General features: G+C 75.0%; 15 protein-coding genes. 7 read left to right on the top strand and 8 right to left on the bottom strand.

Annotated features, from left to right (window positions below; translation table 11 throughout):
• Positions 1 to 69: 69 nt before the first annotated feature.
• The 3 genes from AB0J21_RS07195 (at position 70) to AB0J21_RS07185 (ending at position 3,134) form a co-directional block, all read left to right on the top strand.
• Positions 70 to 828, top strand: a complete 759-nt coding sequence (locus AB0J21_RS07195) for a sigma-70 family RNA polymerase sigma factor (protein WP_363144842.1) — start codon at positions 70 to 72, stop codon at positions 826 to 828.
• On the top strand, positions 825 to 1,571 hold the full coding sequence (locus AB0J21_RS07190; RefSeq protein WP_363144841.1) for a hypothetical protein: 747 nt from the start codon (positions 825 to 827) through the stop codon (positions 1,569 to 1,571). Before AB0J21_RS07195 ends, AB0J21_RS07190 begins: the two co-directional genes overlap by 4 nt.
• Positions 1,572 to 1,748: 177 nt before the next feature.
• The gene (locus AB0J21_RS07185) at positions 1,749 to 3,134 is read left to right on the top strand and encodes an FAD-dependent monooxygenase (RefSeq protein ID WP_363144840.1); all 1,386 of its coding nucleotides are present in this window, start codon (positions 1,749 to 1,751) and stop codon (positions 3,132 to 3,134) included.
• 43 nt (positions 3,135 to 3,177) lie between these two features.
• On the opposite strand, the gene AB0J21_RS07180 is transcribed toward AB0J21_RS07185, so the two are convergent.
• The 7 genes from AB0J21_RS07180 to iolC form a co-directional block, all read right to left on the bottom strand.
• Complete coding sequence (locus tag AB0J21_RS07180; RefSeq protein ID WP_363144839.1) at positions 3,178 to 4,095, bottom strand: ABC transporter permease; 918 nt, start codon at positions 4,093 to 4,095, stop codon at positions 3,178 to 3,180.
• On the bottom strand, positions 4,092 to 6,890 hold the full coding sequence (locus AB0J21_RS07175) for an alpha/beta fold hydrolase (RefSeq protein WP_363144838.1): 2,799 nt from the start codon (positions 6,888 to 6,890) through the stop codon (positions 4,092 to 4,094). The genes AB0J21_RS07180 and AB0J21_RS07175 overlap by 4 nt, the downstream gene beginning before the upstream one ends.
• Before the next feature lie 213 nt (positions 6,891 to 7,103).
• Positions 7,104 to 8,603 (bottom strand): CoA-acylating methylmalonate-semialdehyde dehydrogenase, encoded by a 1,500-nt coding sequence (locus tag AB0J21_RS07170; protein WP_363144837.1) that lies wholly within the window; start codon positions 8,601 to 8,603, stop codon positions 7,104 to 7,106.
• A gap of 65 nt (positions 8,604 to 8,668) precedes the next feature.
• A complete protein-coding gene (gene iolD / locus AB0J21_RS07165) occupies positions 8,669 to 10,645 on the bottom strand; it encodes a 3D-(3,5/4)-trihydroxycyclohexane-1,2-dione acylhydrolase (decyclizing) (RefSeq protein ID WP_363144836.1) in 1,977 nt (658 codons plus the stop codon).
• Positions 10,642 to 11,547, bottom strand: coding sequence for a 5-deoxy-glucuronate isomerase (iolB, locus tag AB0J21_RS07160; protein WP_363144835.1), 906 nt, complete (start codon positions 11,545 to 11,547; stop codon positions 10,642 to 10,644). The genes iolD and iolB overlap by 4 nt, the downstream gene beginning before the upstream one ends.
• Positions 11,544 to 12,515 (bottom strand): deoxyribose-phosphate aldolase, encoded by a 972-nt coding sequence (locus AB0J21_RS07155; RefSeq protein WP_363144834.1) that lies wholly within the window; start codon positions 12,513 to 12,515, stop codon positions 11,544 to 11,546. Before AB0J21_RS07155 ends, iolB begins: the two co-directional genes overlap by 4 nt.
• 31 nt (positions 12,516 to 12,546) lie before the next feature.
• Positions 12,547 to 13,521: a 5-dehydro-2-deoxygluconokinase gene (iolC, locus tag AB0J21_RS07150; protein WP_363144833.1), complete on the bottom strand. Its 975-nt coding sequence runs from the start codon at positions 13,519 to 13,521 to the stop codon at positions 12,547 to 12,549.
• Positions 13,522 to 13,684: 163 nt separating this feature from the next.
• Here iolC and AB0J21_RS07145 point away from each other — a divergent pair, with 163 nt between their 5' ends.
• Positions 13,685 to 14,599, top strand: coding sequence for a sugar phosphate isomerase/epimerase (locus tag AB0J21_RS07145; protein WP_363144832.1), 915 nt, complete (start codon positions 13,685 to 13,687; stop codon positions 14,597 to 14,599).
• A gap of 383 nt (positions 14,600 to 14,982) precedes the next feature.
• Positions 14,983 to 15,180 carry a MerR family transcriptional regulator gene (locus tag AB0J21_RS07140; RefSeq protein WP_363144831.1) on the top strand — a complete coding sequence of 66 codons (198 nt, stop codon included), beginning with the start codon at positions 14,983 to 14,985 and terminating at the stop codon, positions 15,178 to 15,180.
• A 6-nt stretch (positions 15,181 to 15,186) separates the two neighbouring features.
• Here the strand turns inward: AB0J21_RS07140 and AB0J21_RS07135 are convergent, their stop codons facing one another.
• Positions 15,187 to 16,215: an alcohol dehydrogenase catalytic domain-containing protein gene (locus AB0J21_RS07135; RefSeq protein ID WP_363144830.1), complete on the bottom strand. Its 1,029-nt coding sequence runs from the start codon at positions 16,213 to 16,215 to the stop codon at positions 15,187 to 15,189.
• 379 nt (positions 16,216 to 16,594) lie between these two features.
• On the opposite strand from AB0J21_RS07135, the gene AB0J21_RS07130 reads away from it, so the two are divergent.
• The gene (locus tag AB0J21_RS07130; RefSeq protein WP_363144829.1) at positions 16,595 to 16,840 is read left to right on the top strand and encodes a cation transporter; all 246 of its coding nucleotides are present in this window, start codon (positions 16,595 to 16,597) and stop codon (positions 16,838 to 16,840) included.
• Positions 16,841 to 16,952: 112 nt separating this feature from the next.
• On the top strand, positions 16,953 to 19,349 hold the full coding sequence (locus AB0J21_RS07125) for a heavy metal translocating P-type ATPase (protein ID WP_363144828.1): 2,397 nt from the start codon (positions 16,953 to 16,955) through the stop codon (positions 19,347 to 19,349).
• Positions 19,350 to 19,838 lie beyond the last annotated feature (489 nt).

Raw genomic sequence — 19,838 nt, 5'->3', positions numbered from 1 at the left:
CAACTGAATGAGCCGAGATCCTCGCCCCACCCCCGGCGAGGCCCCGCAGGCGAACGGAGCGTCACGCCGGTGAACTGTGAACAGCCCACGGGCCGGCCCGTGAGGGGCGGGCCCCAGGCGGCCGACGCCGCCCTGGCCGGTCCCGTCCTGCCCGGGCCCGCCGTGGCCGCTCCCGGCCCGGTCCCACCCGCTCGCGGTGGCGGCCAGGCGGTCAAGGACCGCGCCCGCGTCCTGGACGAACTGCGGGCCCTGCTGGAGCCGCGCCGCCCCGACCTGACCTTCGACGCCTTCGCCGACTCGCATCTGTCGCTGTGGCTGCGGTACGCGCACACGCAGGTCGGCGAGGCGGACGCGGACCACGTGGTGCGCTCGGTCTGCGCGCGGCTGCGGGCGAACTGGACGCATGTCCTCGGCCAGGATTCGGTGTCCCGCTACGCCTGGCGGGTGCTGAAGGCCGAGATCCACGCCTGGCTCGAACTGCACGAGCGGGAACCGGCGTTCGTGCACACCTCGGCCTTCCTGAGCGCCGTCGACGGGCTCGTGCGCGAGGAGTGGCAGGAGCCCTTCGACGCCCTGGAGGACGCGCTCGGCCTGTACCGGGTGATCGCGCGGCTCCCGGAGCGCCAGTACGACCTGGTGGTCCTGCTGTACGTGCTGCGGGCCCCGGTCGAGGACGTCGCCGACTATCTGGGCGCGGAGGTGGCGACGGTGCGCATCCAGGCCCGGCGGGCCCGGCGCCGTATCGCCACCGACCTGGGCATGCCCGCGCGCGACGACCGGGACACCGGGCCCGGACGTCCGCACGCGGAGGGCGGGGCGGGGCGATGAGCGGGCTGCGGGGCCGCGCGGAGGTGGACGAACTGCTCGCGGGCGCCGAGGTGTTGCACGGGGCGTACCCGGCGGCCGAGGCCCGGCGCAGGCTGAGCGGCGCACCGGTGCCGCCGCCCCCGCCCGCCTCGGCCGTCCGCCCGGCCCCCGACCTGTACCCCTCGGCGCACGAGCAGGCCGCGCACGATCTGGATCTCGCGGTGGCGCTGGTCGTGGACGCGCCCGCGGCGGCGCCGAGTCTGGGCCGGCTGCTGGACACGGAGGGCGGCGACCCGCACGGCGCCCTGGTCTTCGGTGCGCTGCTGCATCTGACGCGGGCGGGGGACGCGGCGGCCTACTGGTGGCGATTCGCGGCGGAGGGCGGGAGCCGTACGGCCGCGTTCTGCCTGGCCCTGCTGCACCGCTCGCGCGCCGAGTTCCGGGACGCCGAGCAGTGGCGCGAGCGCTCCCGGCGGACGGCGCCCCCGGCCCCGGGCTCGCGCCGGCCCGCGGTGGCGGGCCGGGGCGCGCCGCCCGGACTGTCGGAGGAGGTGCGCAACCGGCTGCTCGCCCAGTGCAGGGAGCGGCGCCATCCCTCGCTGCCGGCCGCCCTGGAGAGCGTCGTCAACCGGCTGCCGACCGCCCCGGCCGACGAGGAGTACGGGGTGGTGCCGCGCCCCGACGCGTCCCTGAACCGGCTGCTCACCTCTCCGGGTCCCGCTTCGGCCACCCCCTCCGCCCCTTCCACCCCTTCGTGCCCCTGAGGGGCGGGCCGCCCCGCAGCAGGGGCGCGCGCCGCGTTGCTGCCGATGAGGCCCGCCTGGTGCGGAGTTGACGCGTCCGGTGGTGTCGGTCCGGGCCCGTCGCGCCGTGGCCGGAACCTGTGCGATCCGCGCGGCCGGTGCTCGTGGCGGGCACCCCCGGCCCCTTACACTCCGCGCATGGCAGGTAACCAGAACGGACCGGGGCGGCGGCACGCCGTCGTCATCGGGGGCGGTATGGCGGGGATGCTCGCGGCCCGGGTGCTCAGCCGGCACGCGGACCGGGTGACCCTGGTGGAGCGCGACCACTGGCCGAGCGTCCCGGCGCCCCGCCCCGGCCTCCCGCAGTCCCGGCACGTGCACGTGCTCCTGCCCAGCGGCAGGCGGGCGGTCGAGGAGCTGCTGCCCGGCACGATCGCGCTGCTGCGGGAGCGGGGCGCCCACCTCGTCGGCATGCCGCAGGACATGGTGCAGTGGCAGTCGGGCCGCTGGTACCGGCGATTCCCGGCCAGTACCCACCTGTTCGCCTGTACCCGCACGCTGCTGGACGCGACCGTGCGGGAACAGGTCGGCGCGGCGGGCGGCGTGGACGTGCTCGAAGGCACCCAGGTCGTCGGCCTCCTCGGGGACGCGCGCCGGGTCACCGGGGTCCGGCTGCGCGCCCGGGGCACGGCGGACGCCCCCGTCCGCGAACTGGCCGCCGACCTCGTCGTGGACGCCTCCGGCCGGTCCTCCCCGGCCCCGGACTGGCTCGCCGAACTGGGCGCCGACCGCCCGCGCGAGGAGTCCATCGACACCGGACTCGCCTATGCGAGCCGTGTGTTCCGGATCCCGGAGGGTCAGCCCGATCCGTCCTACGACTGTCTCTACGTACTGCCGGACGCGCGGCAGCCGCTGACGGGCGTGGTGCTGCGCGTCGAGGACGGCCGCTGGTTCGCGAGCCTCGCCGGGCCGCGCGGCAGCCGTCCCCCGACGGACGAGGCGGGGCTCCTCAACTTCGCGTCCCGCTACCCGCACCCGCATCTGCGCGACTGGATCAGCAGGGCGGTGCCCGACTCCCCCGTCCACGGGGCGCGCCGCACCGCGAACGTCCGCCGCCACTACGCCGAGGGCGGCACCCCGGCGGGTTTCCTCGCCATGGGGGACGCGCTGTGCACCTTCAACCCGATCTACGGTCAGGGCATGGCGGTCGCCGCGCTCGGCGCCCTCGCGCTGCGCGACGCGCTCGCGGACCCCTCCCGGGTGCCGAGCACCCGCAGGGTCCAGCGCGCCCTGGCGGCGGTCGCGGGCCCGGCGTGGGACATCTCGGCGGGCGCGGACCGCGCGGTGCCCGGTGCCGAACTGTCGGGCACCCGGCAGGGCCCGCTGGACGCGCTCACCGGCCGCTATCTCGCCCGTATCCAGCAGCGCGTGCCCGGTGACCGCGCCCTCGGCGACGCCTACCGCAGGGTGCTGACGCTCCAGGCCCCGCCCGCGTACTTCTTCCACCCGCGCGTCGCGGTCCGCGCCCTGCGGCCCTCCATCGGACCGACCCCGGCCGAACCGCCGTTCACGGGGCCGGAGTAGCGGCGGGAGCGGGGGTGGGGGGCGAGACCCCCCACCCCTGGGCTCAGGACACGATGTCCTTGCGCGCGAACCCCCGTACCGCGAAGGCGAGGAGTACGAGCGTGTAGGCCACGGAGACCGAGGCGCCCTTCGCCATGCCGTCCCAGGACAGGTCCGGCTGGAGGGCGTCGACCCACGCGAACTGCCAGTGCGCGGGCAGGAACTCGCGCCAGTGGCCGAGGGCGGTGACGGCGTCCAGGACGTTGCCGATGATGGTCAGCCCGACCGCTCCGCCCACCGCGCCGAGCGCCGCGTCCGTCCGGGTGGACAGCCAGAACGCGAGGCCGGCGGTGACCAGTTGGGAGACGAAGAGGTATGCGACGGCGATCCCGAGCCGCCCCACGGCGGCCGAGCCGGTCAGCGCGCCCCCGGTCGGCAGCTCCAGCGGCCCCCAGCCGTACAGGAGCCCGCCCAGCACCAGGCCCACGAGCGGCAGCAGCACGATCGCGGCGAGGCTGAAGGTCAGCGCGACCACGAGTTTGCTGAGCAGCAGCCGGGCCCGGGGCATGGGGGCGGCGAGCAGGTAGCGCAGGGAGGACCAGCCGGCCTCCGAGGCGACCGTGTCCCCGCAGAACAGGGCGACGGGCACGACGAGCAGGAACCCGGCGGACACGAACAGGCACACGGCGGCGAAGTTCGCCCCGGAGCTGGTCGCCGTGTCCATCAGGTTGATGCGGGTCGAGCCGCTCTCCCCGCCGCCGGGGGTGCCGCCGACCGCGAAGGCGACGGCCAGCACGAAGGGCAGCAGCAGGAGCACCGCCGCGACCACGTAGGTCCGCCGTCTCTTCACCTGCCGTCGCGCCTCGACGCGCAGCGGCAGCGTGTGCCGTGCCCGGTAGCCGGGTGCGGCGGCGGGCGCGGGGGCGGGAGAGGCGCCGCCGCCGGGTGCCGCGCCTCCTGGCAGCTCGGTGACCTCACTCATGCCCGTGCTCCGATCAGATGCATGAAGGCGTCCTCCAGGCGCCGGTGCGGCCCCACCGAGGCCACCGGCACGTCGAGCCGTACGAGTTCGGGGACGAGGGCGGCGGCGCTCGTCCCGGCGAGCGTGACGAGCAGTCCGCCCTCGGCGCGGGCCACGGAGGCGACGCCGGGGACGGCCGCGACCTTCTCCACCAGCGCGTCCGGGATCTCCCCGGCCAGGCCCACGAACAGCGTGTCCCCGGAGCCGGTGATCTCCTCGACGGGCCCGGCCTGGACCAGTCGGCCCCGGTCCATGACCACGAGGTGCGTGCAGGACTGCTCGACCTCGGACAGCAGGTGGCTGGAGACGATCACGGTGCGCCCGGCCGCCGCGTACCGGATCATGACCTCGCGCATCTCGCGGATCTGGGGCGGGTCGAGGCCGTTGGTCGGTTCGTCGAGGATCAGCAGGTCGGGCAGGCCCAGCATGGCCTGGGCGATGGCGAGGCGCTGGCGCATGCCCTGCGAGTAGGTGCGCACGGCGCGTTTGAGTGCGTCGCCGAGACCGGCGATCTCCAGCGCCTCGTCCAGGTGCGCGTCCTCGGCGGGGCGCCCGGTCGCCTGCCAGTACAGCTCCAGGTTCTCCCGGCCGCTGAGGTGCGGCAGGAAGCCCGCGCCCTCCACGAAGGAGCCGACCCGCGAGAGCACGGCGGAGCCCGGCCGCACCGCGTGCCCGAAGACCCGGATCTCGCCCTCGTCGGGCGTGATGAGGCCCATGAGCATGCGCAGCGTCGTCGTCTTGCCCGCGCCGTTCGGCCCGAGCAGGCCCAGCACCTGGCCGCGCCGGACCTCGAAGGACAGCTCGCGCACCGCGTACCGGTCGGCGGAGCGCGCGTACCGCTTGCTCAGCCCGGTGATGCGCAGCGGCACCCCGGCGAGCGCCGGATCGGGCGCGGGCGCGGCGGTGCGGCGGCGCCCGAGCAGCAGGACGGCGAGGGCGATCACGGCTCCGGCCAGGGGCAGCGCCCACACCCAGGCGGGCAGCGGTGCCGCGTCGGTCTCGGTGTCGGGCAGGCTCGGCACGCTCAGCGCGCTCAGCGGGGTGACCGCGTACGTCGCGGGGGCGTCCGGGGAGGCGTAGCCGAGGTCGGTCGCGGACAGGACGAGGCGCAGGGTGTGGCCGCGCTGCACCTCGTGGTCGACTGCGGGCAGGGTGATGTCGACCGTCCGGCCCGCCTTGGCGTTCTCGACGCGCAGCGGGGTGACGAGCTGGGAGGGCAGCACCTGCTGCTTCCCGTCCGCGCTCACGTCGTAGAGCTTCGCGAAGAGCACGGCCTCGCCGGTGCCGGACTGCACGCGGGCGCGCACCGTCGGGGTCCCGGTGATGTGCAGGTTCTCCTTCAGGGGCGCGGAGTTGAAGCGGGCGAACTGGCCGGGGAAGTCGAGCGCGAGGCCCTGCCCGGCGCGGTCGGCGAGTTCGGCGAGCGAACCGCCGAGGCCGGGGACGGCGGAGATGGCGGGCGGGGAGCCGCCCGGCGGGTTGGTGAAGACCTCGCGGGCCGTGCCGAGCCTGATCCGCCGCTCGCGCAGTCCGGTGCCGCTCGCGGTCTCCCGCCCGGTCGCGGCCTCGCCCGGGGTGTCCTGCTCGCTCTCGCCGGTGCTCCGGGCCGGTACGCCGCCGGTCAGGCCCGGGTACTTCGGGCTGTCGACGCCGCTGAGCCGGGAGGCGCCGTCCGTCGCGTCGACGCCGCCGCTGCGGGAGATGCGGAAGGCGGGCCCGGTGTCGACCGAGGTGTCCTTCTTCAGGTAGCGGTCGAACCAGTGGGCGATGCGGTCGGAGACGCGCGGGACCTCCATGTCGCCGCCGTCGTGGCCGCCCGCGATCCAGTCGACGGCCACGGGGGCGCCGTTGGCCTTGATCCGCCGGGCCATCTCGTCGGCCTGGCCGAGGGGGAACAGCGAGTCGCTCTGGCCCTGCGCGATGAACGTGGGCACCTTGATGTTCTTGCCGACCGCGACGGGGCTGCGTTCCTTGAGGAGCCTGAGGGCGGCGGCGTCCGGTTTCCCGGCGACCGCGACCCTGCGGTACATCGCGCACAGCTCGTCCTCGAAGCGCCCGCAGCCGATGCCGACGGCGCTGGGGCGGGAGCCGATGTCGGCGGAGCCTGAGGTGAAGAAGATCCCGGCCCACAGCTTCTTGAACACGCCGTTCGGGAACAGGGCCTCGCGCAGGTCCCACCAGGTGATCTGCGGGGCGATCGCGTCGACGCGCCGGTCGTGGCCGGCCGCGAGCAGCGAGACCGCGCCGCCGTAGGAGGCGCCGGTCACGCCGACCCGGGGGTCGCCCTTCGCGTCGAGCTGCACCTCGGGGCGCTTCGCGAGCCAGTCGATGAGCCGCGAGACGTCGGCGACCTCGCCCTTCGGGTCGTCGAGGCCGATACGGCCGGTGGACCTCCCGAAGCCGCGCGCCGACCAGGTGAGCACCGCGTAGCCCGCGCGGGCCAGTTTCTCGGCCTCTGGGCGCAGCTCGGCCTTGCTGCCGCCGAAGCCGTGCGCGAGCAGCACGGCGGGCCGCTTGTGGCCCGGGTCCCCGGCGGTGAAGTACGAGGTGTCGATCCGCACCCCGCCCGGCATCGACCGGAACGCGTCGACGCGGTGCACGCCGGAGTCGGCGGCGGCGGGCGCCGTCGGCAGCAGCGTTCCGGCGAGGGTGAGGAGGGCGGCGAGCAGACAGGTCGTCAGGCGTGCGGTGCGGCCCCGCTTCAGGGGCGCACCACCGGCCCGGGGCCCGCCCCGCCAGGGCGGTCTCAGATCCATGGCGCCCACGGTACGGGCCGCGCCGGACAGCCCCGCACCGCCTGTGGACAACGCGTCCCCGGCCCGCACGCCGTACACCCGTACGAGTGCAGGGGGTACTGCGACAGCACCCGCCTGCCCGTGCCGCCGGGCCGTACGCACCGCCCCGGCGTGCGAAGGCTCACACCGGGCGGCGGGACGTTCCGGCGCGCGGGGGCGGGCGGGCGCCGGTCCTCAGCGGTTGCTCGGGAACCCGAGGTCGACTCCGGCGGGCGCGTCGGCCGGGTCGGGCCAGCGCGTCGTGACGACCTTGCCGCGCGTGTAGAAGTGCACGCCGTCGTTGCCGTAGACGTGGTGGTCGCCGAAGAGCGAGTCCTTCCAGCCGCCGAAGGAGTGGTAGCCGACCGGGACCGGGATCGGCACGTTGACGCCGACCATCCCGGCCTCGACCTCCAGCTGGAAGCGGCGGGCGGCGCCCCCGTCGCGCGTGAAGATCGCGGTGCCGTTGCCGTAGGGCGAGGCGTTGACGATCGCGAGGCCCTCCTCGTAGGTCTCGGCGCGCAGGACGACGAGGACCGGGCCGAAGATCTCGTCGCGGTAGGCGTCGGAGTCCGTGGGCACCTTGTCGAGCAGGGACAGGCCGATCCAGTGCCCGTCCTCGTACCCCTCGACGGTGAACCCGGTGCCGTCGAGGACGACCTCGCTGCCCTGGGCGGCGGCGCCGCTCACGTAGGAGGCGACCTTGTCGCGGTGCGCCTTCGTGATGAGCGGGCCCATCTCGGAGGCGGGGTCGGTGCCGGGGCCGATGGTGATGCGCTCGGCGCGCTCCTTGATCTTCGCGACCAGCGCGTCGCCGCTCGCGCCGACCGCGACGACGGCGGAGATCGCCATGCAGCGCTCCCCGGCGGAGCCGTACGCGGCGGAGACGGCGGCGTCGGCGGCGGCGTCGAGGTCCGCGTCGGGCAGCACCAGCATGTGGTTCTTGGCGCCGCCGAGCGCCTGCACGCGCTTGCCGTGCCCGGTGGCGGTGCGGTGGATGTGACGGGCGATCGGGGTCGAGCCGACGAAGGAGACGGCGGCGACGTCCGGGTGCTCCAGGAGCCGGTCGACGGCCACCTTGTCACCGTGCACGACGTTGAGGACGCCGTCGGGCAGTCCGGCCTCGGCGAAAAGCTCGGCGAGCCTCACGGAGGCCGAGGGGTCCTTCTCGGAGGGCTTGAGGACGAAGGTGTTGCCGCAGGCGATGGCCAGGGGGAACATCCACATCGGGACCATCGCCGGGAAGTTGAACGGCGTGATGCCGGCGACGACGCCGAGGGACTGCCGGATCGAGGCGACGTCCACGCGGCTGGAGACCTCGGTGGACAGCTCGCCCTTGAGCTGCGTCGTGATCCCGCAGGCCAGGTCGACGATCTCCAGTCCGCGCGCGACCTCGCCGAGGGCGTCGGAGTGCACCTTGCCGTGCTCGGCGGTGATGAGCGCGGCGATCTCCTCTCGGTGCTCGTCGAGCAGGGCGCGGAAGCGGAACATGACGCTCGTGCGCTGCGCGAGCGAGGAGGTGCCCCAGGTCGCGTACGCGGACCTGGCGGCGGCGACGGCGGTGTCCACCTCGTCGGCCGAGGCGAAGTCGACGCGGGTGGTGACGGCCCCGGTGGCCGGGTCGGTCACCGGCCCGGAGTGGCCCGAGGTCCCCTCGACGGACTTGCCGCCGATCCAGTGGTGGACGGTCTTCATTGCGGTCACCTTTCTGACGAGCGGGGCCGGCCGGCGCGCCGGAGGAGCCGCGCCCGCACCCCGTACTACAGGTGGTGGCGGCGGCGGTCGGCGCTGTGCCGTTCGTACTCCTTCCGGGCCCGGACCGTCGACGGGAGGGTCGCGGTCTCGGCCACGGGCACATCCCACCACGCCTGGGCCGTGGGCACCCCGGACACTCTGTCTGCCGTTTCGGTCTCGACATAGACACATGTGGGGCGGTCCGCCTCGCGCGCCTCGGCGAGCGCCTCGCGGGTCTCCCGCACGGTCCGTACCCGCAGCACCCGCATGCCGAGGCTCTCGGCGTTCGCGGCGAGGTCGACGGGCAGCGGGGCCCCGGTGTAGGAGCCGTCGGTGCGCCGGTAGCGGTAGGCGGTGGCGAAGCCCTCGGCGCCGACCGCGCGGGAGAGGCCGCCGATCGAGGCGTAGCCGTGGTTCTGGAGGACGACGAGTTTGACCGGGATGTTCTCCTGGACGGCGGTGACCAGTTCGGTCGGCATCATGAGGTAGGTGCCGTCGCCGACGAGGGCCCACACGGGGGTGCCGGGGGCGGCGAGCGCGATACCGAGGGCGGCGGGGATCTCGTAGCCCATGCAGGAGTAGCCGTACTCGACGTGGTACTGGAGCGGGGACCTGGTCCGCCACAGTTTGTGCAGGTCGCCGGGGAGGGAGCCGGCCGCGTTGACGATGACGTCGGTGTCGTCGACGACGGACTGGAGCGCGCCGACGACATGCGCCTGGCTGGGGCGTACGAGGTCGGAGACGTCCCCGCTCTGCGGCTGGGTGTAGCCGTCGACGCGCTCCTCCCACAGCGCCTTGTCGAGGGTGTACTGGGCGATCTCGGCCTCGTCCACGCGGTAGTCGCCAAGCCGTGCGGTGAGCGCTTCGAGTCCGGCGCGGGCGTCGGCGACCAGCGGCAGGGCGCCCAGTTTGTGGCTGTCGAAGCCCGTGATGTTGAGGTTGACGAAGCGCACCCCGTCGCCGCCGGTGCGGGCGCCGCCCTCGAACAGGGTCCCGGAGGCGGTCGTGAAGTCGGTGTAGCGGGTGCCGACGCCGATCACGAGGTCGGCGGCGCGCGCGAGTTCGTCGGCGGTCGCGGTGCCGGTGTGGCCGATGCCGCCGACGTCGGCGGGGTGGTCGTGGCGCAGGGCGCCCTTCCCGGCCTGGGTCGAGGCGACGGGGATGCCGGTGGCGTCGGCGAGGGCGCGCAGCGCCTCCTCGGCCGCGCTGTAGCGCACTCCGCCGCCCGCGATCAGCAGGGGGCGGCGCGCGGCGCGGATCGCCTCGGCGGCGGCGTCGAGTTCGGCGGTTTCGGGCTGCGGCCTGCGCACGTGCCAGGTGCGCTCGGCGAAGAACTCCTCGGGCCAGTCGTACGCCTCGGCCTGGACGTCCTGCGGGAGGGCGAGGGTCACGGCGCCGGTCTCGGCGGGGTCGGCGAGCACCCGCACGGCCTGGAGCGCGGCGGGGATCAGCGCCTCGGGCCGGTTGACGCGGTCGAACCAGCGGGAGACGGGCCGCAGGCAGTCGTTGACGGTGATGTCCCCGGCGCCCGGGTGTTCGAGCTGCTGGAGGACGGGGTCGGCGGGGTGGCGGGCGAAGCCGTCGCCGGGCAGCAGCAGGACGGGCAGCCGGTTGATGGTGGCGAGCGCGGCGCCGGTGACGAGGTTGGTGGCGCCGGGCCCGATCGAGGTCGTGACGGCCATCGTGGACAGCCGCCTGCGGTGCCGCGCGAAGCCGGTCGCGGCGTGCACCATGGCCTGCTCGTTGCGGCCCTGGTGGAACGGCAGGGGGTACTCGGCGGACTCCGAGGCGGCGTACTGCACGAGGGCCTGGCCGAGGCCCGCGACGTTGCCGTGGCCGAAGATCCCCCACATGCCCTCGATGAGCCGCTGCCGGGTGCCGTCCCGTTCGGTGAACTGCCGGGACAGGAAGACGACGAGGGCCTGGGCGACGGTCAGCCGCCGGGTCCCGCGGGGCTTCTGCGGGGTGGTGCCGGGCTCTTCGGGTGCGGGGCTGCTGCTCATGCCGGGGTCTCCGCTTCGGGTGCGGTGGTGAGCGGGAGTCTCGGGTCGAGGGGCTGCCCGGTCCAGGTGTCGCGGATCGCGGCGTGCCCCGGGTGGTCGCTGATCAGCCACTCGCGCGCGGCGCCGGGGCCGGCCATGACGTTGAGGTAGTAGAGGTCGTGTCCGGGTGCGGCGACCGAGGGGCCGTGCCAGCCGTCGGGGATGAGCACGGTGTCGCCGTCGTGGATCTCGGTCAGCAGCGAGGTGCCGCCGGGCCGTGAGGGCGTGACCTGCTGGTAGGCGTGGCCGCCGGGTCCGGCGATCTCGTAGTAGTAGATCTCCTCCAGCTCGCTCTCGCGGCCCGGCTTCTCCTCGTCGTGCTTGTGCGGGGGGTACGAGGACCAGTTGCCGCCGGGGGTGAGGACCTCGACGGCGATGAGCGCGTCGCAGTCGAAGACCCCGGCGGCGGCGAAGTTGTTGACCTGGCGGCTGCACGGTCCGGCGCCGCGCAGTTCGACGGGGACCTCCGGCGCGGGGCCGTAACGGGCGGGGAGTCTTCGCCCGCAGTTCGCTCCTGCCAAAGCGAAACGGCCTCCCGCGCCGGAGGAGATCTGGGCGTGTGCCGCACGCGGCAGATAGACGAAGTCGCTGACCCCGTCGAACACGCTGGTGCGGCCGCGCAGGGTGAAGTCCTCCCCGTCCACGCGAACGGTACCCCCGCCGGTGAGCGGCAGGAGTACCCATTCGTACGCGCCGGTGGACAGTTCGTGACGTCCGCCCGGCGGCAGGTCGAGGACGCGCAGCGCGGTGTGGCGCAGCCCGGTGCGTCCCGGTCCGAGGTCGAGGGCGTACCCCTGCCCGGCGGTAGCCCCTGCGGGCACGTGAGGACTGAGGGGTGGTCCGCCGCCGCTGCTGGTCGTCATACGGGGCCTTTCTGCCGTCCGGGCACACCACGGGCCCCGACGGGCCCGTGCGGTGCCCCTACCCCGCCGGAGGCGGAGGCGAGCAGACCGGCCGCGGTGTCGACCGCCCCGGCCACGTCCCCGTCCGCCGGGTAGAGCAGCGCACGGCCGACGACGAGGCCGCGCACGGTCGGCAGCCGCAGCGCCCGCCGCCACCTGTCGTACGCGCGTTCCTGCTCCGCCGGGGTTGTCGCGCTCTCCCCGCCGAGGAGGACGGCGGGCAGCGCGGAGGTCTCCATGACGCGCTCCATGTCGGCGGGGTCCTCGGTGACGGGGACCTTGAGCCACGTGTAGGCGGAGGTCCCGCCGAGTCCGGAGGCGACGGCGATGGAGCGGGTGACGGCGCCCGCGCCGAGGTCGTTGCGCAGGACGCCGCCCTCGCGCCGGCACAGGAAGGGTTCGAGGAACACGGGCAGCCGCGCCCGCGCCATCTCGTCCACGGTGCGGGCCGCCGTGTGCAGGGTGCGCAGCGTCCCGGGGTCGGCGGGGTCGACGCGCAGCAGGATCTTCCCGGCGTCGAAGCCGGAGCGGACGAGGTCGGCGGGGCGGTGGCCGGTGAAGCGGTCGTCGGCCTCGAAGACGGAACCGGCGAGGCCGCCCCGGTTCATGGAGCCGATGACGACCTTCCCGTCGAGGGCGCCGAGCAGCAGCAGGTCGTCCAGGACGTCGGCGGTCCCGAGGACGCCGTCCACTGCGGGGTGGGCGAGGGCGACGCACAGCCGGCCGAGGAGTTCGCGGCGGCTGGCCATCGCGAAGGGGTCCTCGCCCACGCCGAGCGCCCCGCGCGCCGGGTGGTCGGCGGCCACGACGAGCAGCCGGCGCCCCGGCAGGACGAGGGGGCGGCGCACCCGGCGCGCGGCGGCCTCGGCGACCGCCTCGGGGTGCTCGGCGCGCACGCGGGCCAGCTCGGCGAGGTCGACCCCGGTCACGGGCGTCCCCCCGCCGGGGCCGGTCGGCGGCTCACGGGCGGGCGCCGTCGAGGGCCTCGGCGACCTCGTGCGGGAAGGGCATCGCGGAGGAGCACTCCAGCCGGGAGGCGACGATGGCCCCGGCGGCGCCCGCGTACCGCACGGTCTCCTCCAAGGGCAGCCCGTCGAGCAGCCCGTGGCACAGCGCCCCGCCGAAGGCGTCCCCGGCGCCGAGCCCGTTGACGACCTCGACCTCGACGGCGGCGGCGTCCACCACGGTGCCGTCGCGGTGGACGGCGAGGACGCCTTCGGGGCCGCGTTTGACGACGGCGAGTTCGACTCCGGCGGCGAGCAGCGCCTCGGCGGCGGCGCGCGGTTCGCTCTCGCCGGTGGCGACCTCGCACTCCGTCAGGTTGCCGACGGCGACGGTGGCGTGGGCGAGGGCGGCGGCGTAGTGCGGGCGGGCGCTCTCGGGCTCGGACCAGAACACGGGGCGCCAGTCGAGGTCGAAGACGGTCGCGGTGCGCCGCGCTCCGGGCGGCCCGGCCGAACGGGCGGCGAGCGCTTCGAGGGTCGTGGTACGGCTGGGTTCCTCGCTCAGTCCGGTGCCGGTCATCCAGAAGATCCGTGCGCGGCGCAGCGCGTCGAGGTCGAGTTCGTGGGGGTGCAGCTCCAGGTCGGGGGCCTTGGGGCGGCGGTAGAAGTACAGCGGGAAGTCGTCGGGCGGGAAGAGTTCGCAGAAGGTGACGGGGGTGGGCAGCCCGGGGACGGGGGTGACCCAGCGGTCGTCGACACCGAAGCGGCGCAGCTGCTCGTGGACGTACGCGCCGAACGGGTCGTCACCGGTGCGGCTGACGACGGCGGCGCGCCGGCCGAGCCGGGCGGCGGCGACGGCGACGTTGGTCGCGGAGCCGCCGAGGAACTTGCCGAAGGTCTCGACCCGGGAGAGCGGGACCCCGCTCTGGAGCGGGTAGAGGTCCACGCCGATGCGGCCCATGGTGATCAGCTCGTACGGCTCGGGCTCCATCCATGACCCCTTCGGTTCGCCCGGTCCCAGGTCTAGCCGCCACGGGTGCGGCGTGTCAACCTTTTGTCCGGACATACGGACCTGGACGCGGCGCCCGGCCCCGCCGGGGCCCCGTACGCCCCGTTCTTGACACGTTTTCGGCGCGCTGGGGAAGGTGGACCGCATGGCAGACACCGAGGTGCCCCCGCAGTCCCGTCTCCGGATCGGTTCCGCCCCCGACTCGTGGGGGGTGTGGTTTCCCGAGGACGAGCACCAGGTGCCGTGGACCCGGTTCCTCGACGAGGTGGCCGTCGCCGGGTACGAGTGGATCGAGCTGGGCCCGTACGGCTATCTGCCGACCGATCCCGCCCTGTTGGCGCGGGAGACGCAGGCGCGCGGCCTGAAGGTCTCGGCCGGAACGGTCTTCACGGGCCTGCACCACGGGCCCGCCGTGTGGGAGTCGACGTGGGAGCACGTCGAGCGGATCGCCGCCCTGGCCCGGGACCTGAACGCCTCTCACCTCGTGGTCATCCCGTCCTTCTGGCGGGACGACAAGACGGGCCGGGTCCTGGAGGACCGGACGCTGACGGCGACCCAGTGGCACGACCTGGCGCGGCAGACGGAGCGGCTGGCGCACGAGGTGCGGACCCGTTTCGGCCTGCGCGTCGTGGTGCACCCGCACGCGGACACGCACATCGACACCGAGGAGAACGTCGCGCGGTTCCTCGACGCGACCGAGCCCGACCTCGTCTCGCTGTGCCTGGACACGGGTCACTACGCGTACTGCGGCGGGGACAGCGTCAAGCTCGTCGAGACGTACGGGGAGCGGATCGGCTATCTGCACCTCAAGCAGGTCGACCCGGAGGTGCTCGCGGCGGTGCGCGCCGAGGACCTGCCGTTCGGCCCGGCGGTGGGGCGCGGGGTCATGTGCGAGCCGCCGCTCGGGGTGCCCGCGCTGGAGCCCGTGCTGGAGGCGGTGCGGGCGCTGGACGTCGACCTGTTCGCGATCGTCGAGCAGGACATGTACCCGTGCCCGCCGGACCGCCCGCTCCCGGTGGCCGCGCGGACCCGGGCCTTCCTGCGGTCCTGCGGCGCCTGACGGTGCGCGGTCCGCCCGGCGCGCGGGATTCGGCGCGCGGGATTCGGCGCCCGGGTTCCGGGCCGCCGGTGCGTCTGCCGCGGGCGGGCGGGGGCGCGCGCCTCGCCGGTGTCCGTGGTGAGCGGCGTCCCGGGTGTTCCCCTGGGCCCGGACGGAGCGGATAATCAGTCGATACGCCCGCTCCGTCACGGTCGTACGACAAAAGAACCGCTTGTGTCACATCCGTCCCGGGAGCATCCGGATTCGGCCACGACCCGCACACGGCCGCGCCGGGCCCGCGCCCCGGGCCACCCGTTCGGCCCAGGCTGGCTGCTCGTCACACGCCCAGTCCCCCGGCGGCTCGACCCGGACCGCCACTGAGGCGTACGCAGGGAGGTGCCCGCATGGCCGGCCCGGACCTCTGGTCGTACCACGAGATCGCCGCGCACATCCAGGTGCGCCCCGACACGGTGCGCTCCTACCGCGCACAGGGCGTGCTGCCCCCGCCGGACCGCACGATCGGCGGGCGGCCGTACTGGTACCCCGACACCATCCGGACGTGGGTCGCGAACCGGCCCGGCAACCGGCACCGCTCGCGCTGACCGAGCCTACGGAAGGACGACGCGGACCCCGCCCGGACCGCCCGGCGCCCCCATCGCGGCGAGCGCGGCGGGGGCCGCCTCCAGCGGGATCGTGTCCGTGACGAGCAGCCCGGGGCGCAGCCGTCCGGAGCGTACGAGGTCGAGCATCGGCGGGTAGGCGTGCGCGGCCATGCCGTGGCTGCCGAGGAGTTCGAGTTCCAGGGCGAGCGCGCGCCCCAGGGGGACGGCGGGGTCCTCGGGCAGCAGCCCGACCTGGACGTGCCGGCCCCGGCGGCGCAGACCGCGCACCGAAGCGGCGCAGGTCGCGGCGGAGCCGAGCGCGTCGAGGGAGACGTGGGCGCCGCCCCCGGTCGCCTCGCGCACGGCCTCGGCCGGGTCGCCCGTGCGCGCGTCGACGCACACGGCGGCCCCGCAGGCGGCGGCGAGCCGCAGCGCCTCCCCGGACACGTCGACGGCGACGACCCGGGCGCCGGCCGCCGCGGCGATCATCACGGCGGACAGCCCGAGGCCGCCGCAGCCGTGCACGGCGACCCACTCCCCCGGCGCGGTCCTGCCGCGCGCGAGCACCGCGCGGTAGGCGGTCGCGAAGCGGCAGCCGAGCGAGGCCGCCGTCGCAAAGGACAGGTCCTCGGGGACGGCGACGAGGTTGACGTCGGCGTGGTCGAGGGCGACGTACTCGGCGAAGGAGCCCCAGTGCGTGAAGCCGGGCTGGCTCTGCCGTTCGCACACCTCCTGCCGCCCTGCGACGCAGGACGGGCAGGTGCCGCACGCGCACACGAAGGGCACGGTGACCCGGTCGCCGGCCCGCCACCGCTCCACGCCGGAGCCCACGGCCGCCACGACACCGGCGAGTTCGTGGCCGGGGACGTGCGGGAGCCGGATGTCCGGGTCGTGGCCCTGCCAGCCGTGCCAGTCGCTGCGGCACAGCCCGCTCGCCTCGACGCGCACCACGACGCCGAGCGGGGCGGGCGCGGGATCGGGGACCGTCCGCACCCGCGCCGGCTCCCCGAACCGCTCGAACACGACTGCCCGCATGACTTCCCGCCCGTCCCTGTCCTCGCCCGCCCGTCCGCACGTGGGTCCCGGGCTCCTGGGACGCGACCGTAACCCGACGGCGCGGCGCGGGCCGAGGGGGCCGGACCCGGCGCCCGGACCGCCCTAAGATCCGGGCACACGCCCGTAACGCCCCGGAACAGCCACAGCCGCCCGCTTCGTCTCCCGGCCTCGGCGGAGGTGACTCAGCCCCGGCTCCCGGACCGCGCGGCGGCACCCAGCCGCTGGATCGATACCCCCTAGGGGTATAGTGTGGTGAGTGTCGGGGGACATCCCGGGTACCCCAGGGGTCACTCCCGGCACGCTACGCCGTTCCCGCGCGGGGCCCGCGCCCCGCCTCCGCCCGACGAGGAGACACACCATGACCGCCCAGTCAGCCGCCGACACCACCGCCTCCGTCACCACCGTCTACCAGGTCACCGGGATGTCCTGCGGGCACTGCGAGGGGGCGGTCACCGCGGAGCTGAAGGAGCTGGCCGGGGTCACCGGGGTGCGCGCCTCGGCCGCGACCGGCGAGGTCGCGGTGGACTCGGCCGCCCCGCTGGACGAGGCAGCCGTGCGCGCCGCCGTCGACGAGGCCGGCTACGAGCTGGCCGGCACGGTCTGACGGGACCCGGACAGGGGCGGCCGACACCGGGTCGCCCCTCCGGTTCGGCATACCCCTCCCCCGTACCCCTGTCAAACGATTGTCTCCGGACTCGCCAGTGGAAGGCGGCCTCATGAGCACGTCGCTCAGGAACACCGAGCAGCCGGGCATAGCGCCGCCCGGAGGACCGGGCACCCCCGTGGCCGAGGTGGAACTGACCGTCGGCGGGATGACCTGCGCCGCGTGCGCGGCGCGCGTCGAGAAGAAGCTCAACCGGATGGACGGCGTCGTCGCCTCGGTCAACTACGCGACCGAGAAGGCGAAGGTCTCCTACCCCGCCGGGACGGCCGTGGACGACCTGATCGCCACCGTGGTCAGGACCGGCTACACCGCCGAGCCGGTCCGGCGCCCCGAGCCGGAGCGTGAACCGGAGCCGGAGCCGGAGCGGGGCGCGGCGACGGGGGCCGCGACACAGGCCGACCGGACCGCACCGGCCGCCGACGCGCCCGCTTCGCCCGAGGCGCCCGCCTCTCCCGCCGAGGCGCGGCTCGCGGCCCTGCGGCAGCGGCTCACGGTCTCGGCGGTCCTGTCCGTCCCCGTGGTCCTGCTCTCGATGGTCCCCCCGCTCCAGTTCGACAACTGGCAGTGGCTGTCCCTGACCCTGGCCGCGCCCGTCGTCGTATGGGGCGGGCTGCCGTTCCACCGGGCCGCGTGGACCACCGCGCGGCACGGCGCGGCCACGATGGACACCCTGGTCTCGGTCGGCACCCTCGCCGCCTTCTGCTGGTCGCTGTGGGCGCTGTTCCTCGGCCACGCGGGGATGCCGGGGATGCGGCACGGCTTCGACTTCACGGCGAGCCCCTCGGACGGCTCCTCGACGGTCTACCTGGAGGTCGCGGCCGGGGTCGTGACCTTCATCCTGCTCGGCCGTTACCTGGAGGCCCGCTCCAAGCGCAGCGCGGGGGCGGCGCTGCGGGCGCTCCTGGAGATGGGCGCCAAGGACGTCGGCGTACTGCGGGAGGGCCGCGAGGTACGGGTCCCCGTCGGGGCGCTGCGGACCGGCGACCGCTTCGTCGTACGGCCCGGCGAGAAGATCGCCACCGACGGCACCGTGGAGGAGGGCGCCTCGGCGGTCGACGCCTCGATGCTCACCGGCGAGTCGGTGCCGGTGGACGTGGCGCCCGGCTCGGCGGTCACCGGGGCGACCGTCAACACCTCGGGCCGCCTCGTGGTCCGCGCGACCCGGGTCGGCTCGGACACCCAGCTCTCGCGCATGGCCCGGCTGGTCGAGGACGCGCAGAACGGCAAGGCGCGGGTCCAGCGGCTCGCCGACCGGGTGGCCGGGGTCTTCGTCCCGGTGGTCCTCGTGATCGCCCTCGGCACGCTCGTGGGCCGACTGCTCGCTACGGACGACGTGACGGCCGCGTTCGCCGCCGCCGTGGCGGTCCTGATCATCGCCTGCCCGTGCGCCCTGGGCCTCGCGACGCCGACGGCCCTCATGGTCGGTACGGGGCGCGGCGCCCAGCTCGGCATCCTCATCAAGGGCCCCGAGGTCCTGGAGTCGACGCGGGCGGTGGACACCGTCGTCCTCGACAAGACGGGCACCGTGACGACGGGCCGGATGCGGCTGCTGGCCGTGCTGCCCGCCCCCGGCGTGGACGAGGACGAACTGCTGCGCCTCGCGGGCGCCCTGGAGCACGCCTCGGAGCACCCGGTGGCGCGCGCGGTGGCGGAGGGCGCCGAGCTGCGGGTGGGCGCGCTGCCGCCCGTGGAGGGGTTCGAGAACCTGGCCGGTCGCGGGGTGCGCGGCACGGTCGAGGGGCGTCGCGTACGGGTCGGCCGGGACCGTCTGATGGCGGACCTGGACCTCCCGGCGCCGGTGGCCGCGGCGAAGGCGGCGGCGGAGGCCCGGGGCGCCACGGCGGTCCTCGTGGCCTGGGCCGCCCCGGACGCCCCGGACGGGGAGAAGGAGACCGTACGCGGGCTGCTGACGGTCGCGGACGCGGTGAAGGAGACGAGCGCGGAGGCCGTGACGCGGCTGCGGGCGCTCGGCCTGCGCCCGGTGCTGCTGACGGGGGACAACAGGGCGGTCGCCGAGGCCGTGGCCCGTGAGGTCGGCATCGAGGAGGTCGTCGCCGACGTCCTGCCCGAGGACAAGGTGGACGTCGTGCGCCGGCTCCAGTCGCAGGGGCGCTCGGTGGCGATGGTGGGCGACGGCGTCAACGACGCGGCGGCGCTCGCCACGGCCGACCTGGGGCTCGCGATGGGCACGGGCACGGACGCGGCGATCGAGGCCGGCGACCTGACGCTGGTCCGGGGCGACCTGCGGGTCGCGGCGGACGCGATCCGCCTGTCCCGCCGGACACTCGGGACGATCAAGGGCAATCTGTTCTGGGCCTTCGGCTACAACGTCGCGGCGATCCCGCTCGCGGCGGCCGGACTGCTGAACCCCATGATCGCCGGGGCCGCCATGGCCTTCTCCTCGGTCTTCGTAGTGACCAACAGTCTTCGCCTCAGGACCTTCACATAGCCCCCGCAACCCCCTTACGCTAAGGCCCGGATCTCACGGTCCGGGTCTTCGCGTGGTTCAGGCCGCGCGCCCGGAAGGGAGAGAGACGCAGATCACACAGATCCATAGGTAACCATGGGCCGTGCTCATGGGTCTAACTGCATGCCGGAAGACGTCTTGGGGGGCGTGTTCCGGCGGCCGGGAACGTCTTGGGGGACGTTCTCGACAGCGACAAGCCGGGGCGACGTGCCGCCGGGGAGCTTGAGCGGCCCTCCCGCGCGTACGCGTCCCGGCGGACCGCACCCCATAAACGCCCGGCCGGATCCCGTGGGGGGAATCCGATCCCGGGGCACAGGGAAGGCGCCTCGACCATTGGCCCGTGGGGGGACCAGTGGCGAGGCGCCTTTCGCTTGTCGCGCGGGCCCGGAGGCGCGCCTGGCCCTGCGGGCCGCGTGTCCTCAATCGCCGGACGGGCTCGATAGGGACGGCGGTCACCCATTGAGCCCGTCC

Origin of the sequence: Streptomyces sp. NPDC049954 (assembly GCF_040656295.1) — a bacterium.
Classification (GTDB): Bacteria; Actinomycetota; Actinomycetes; order Streptomycetales; family Streptomycetaceae; genus Streptomyces.
The sequence above is the reverse complement of the archived record's forward strand: the minus strand, read 5'-3'. Positions and strand labels throughout refer to the sequence as shown.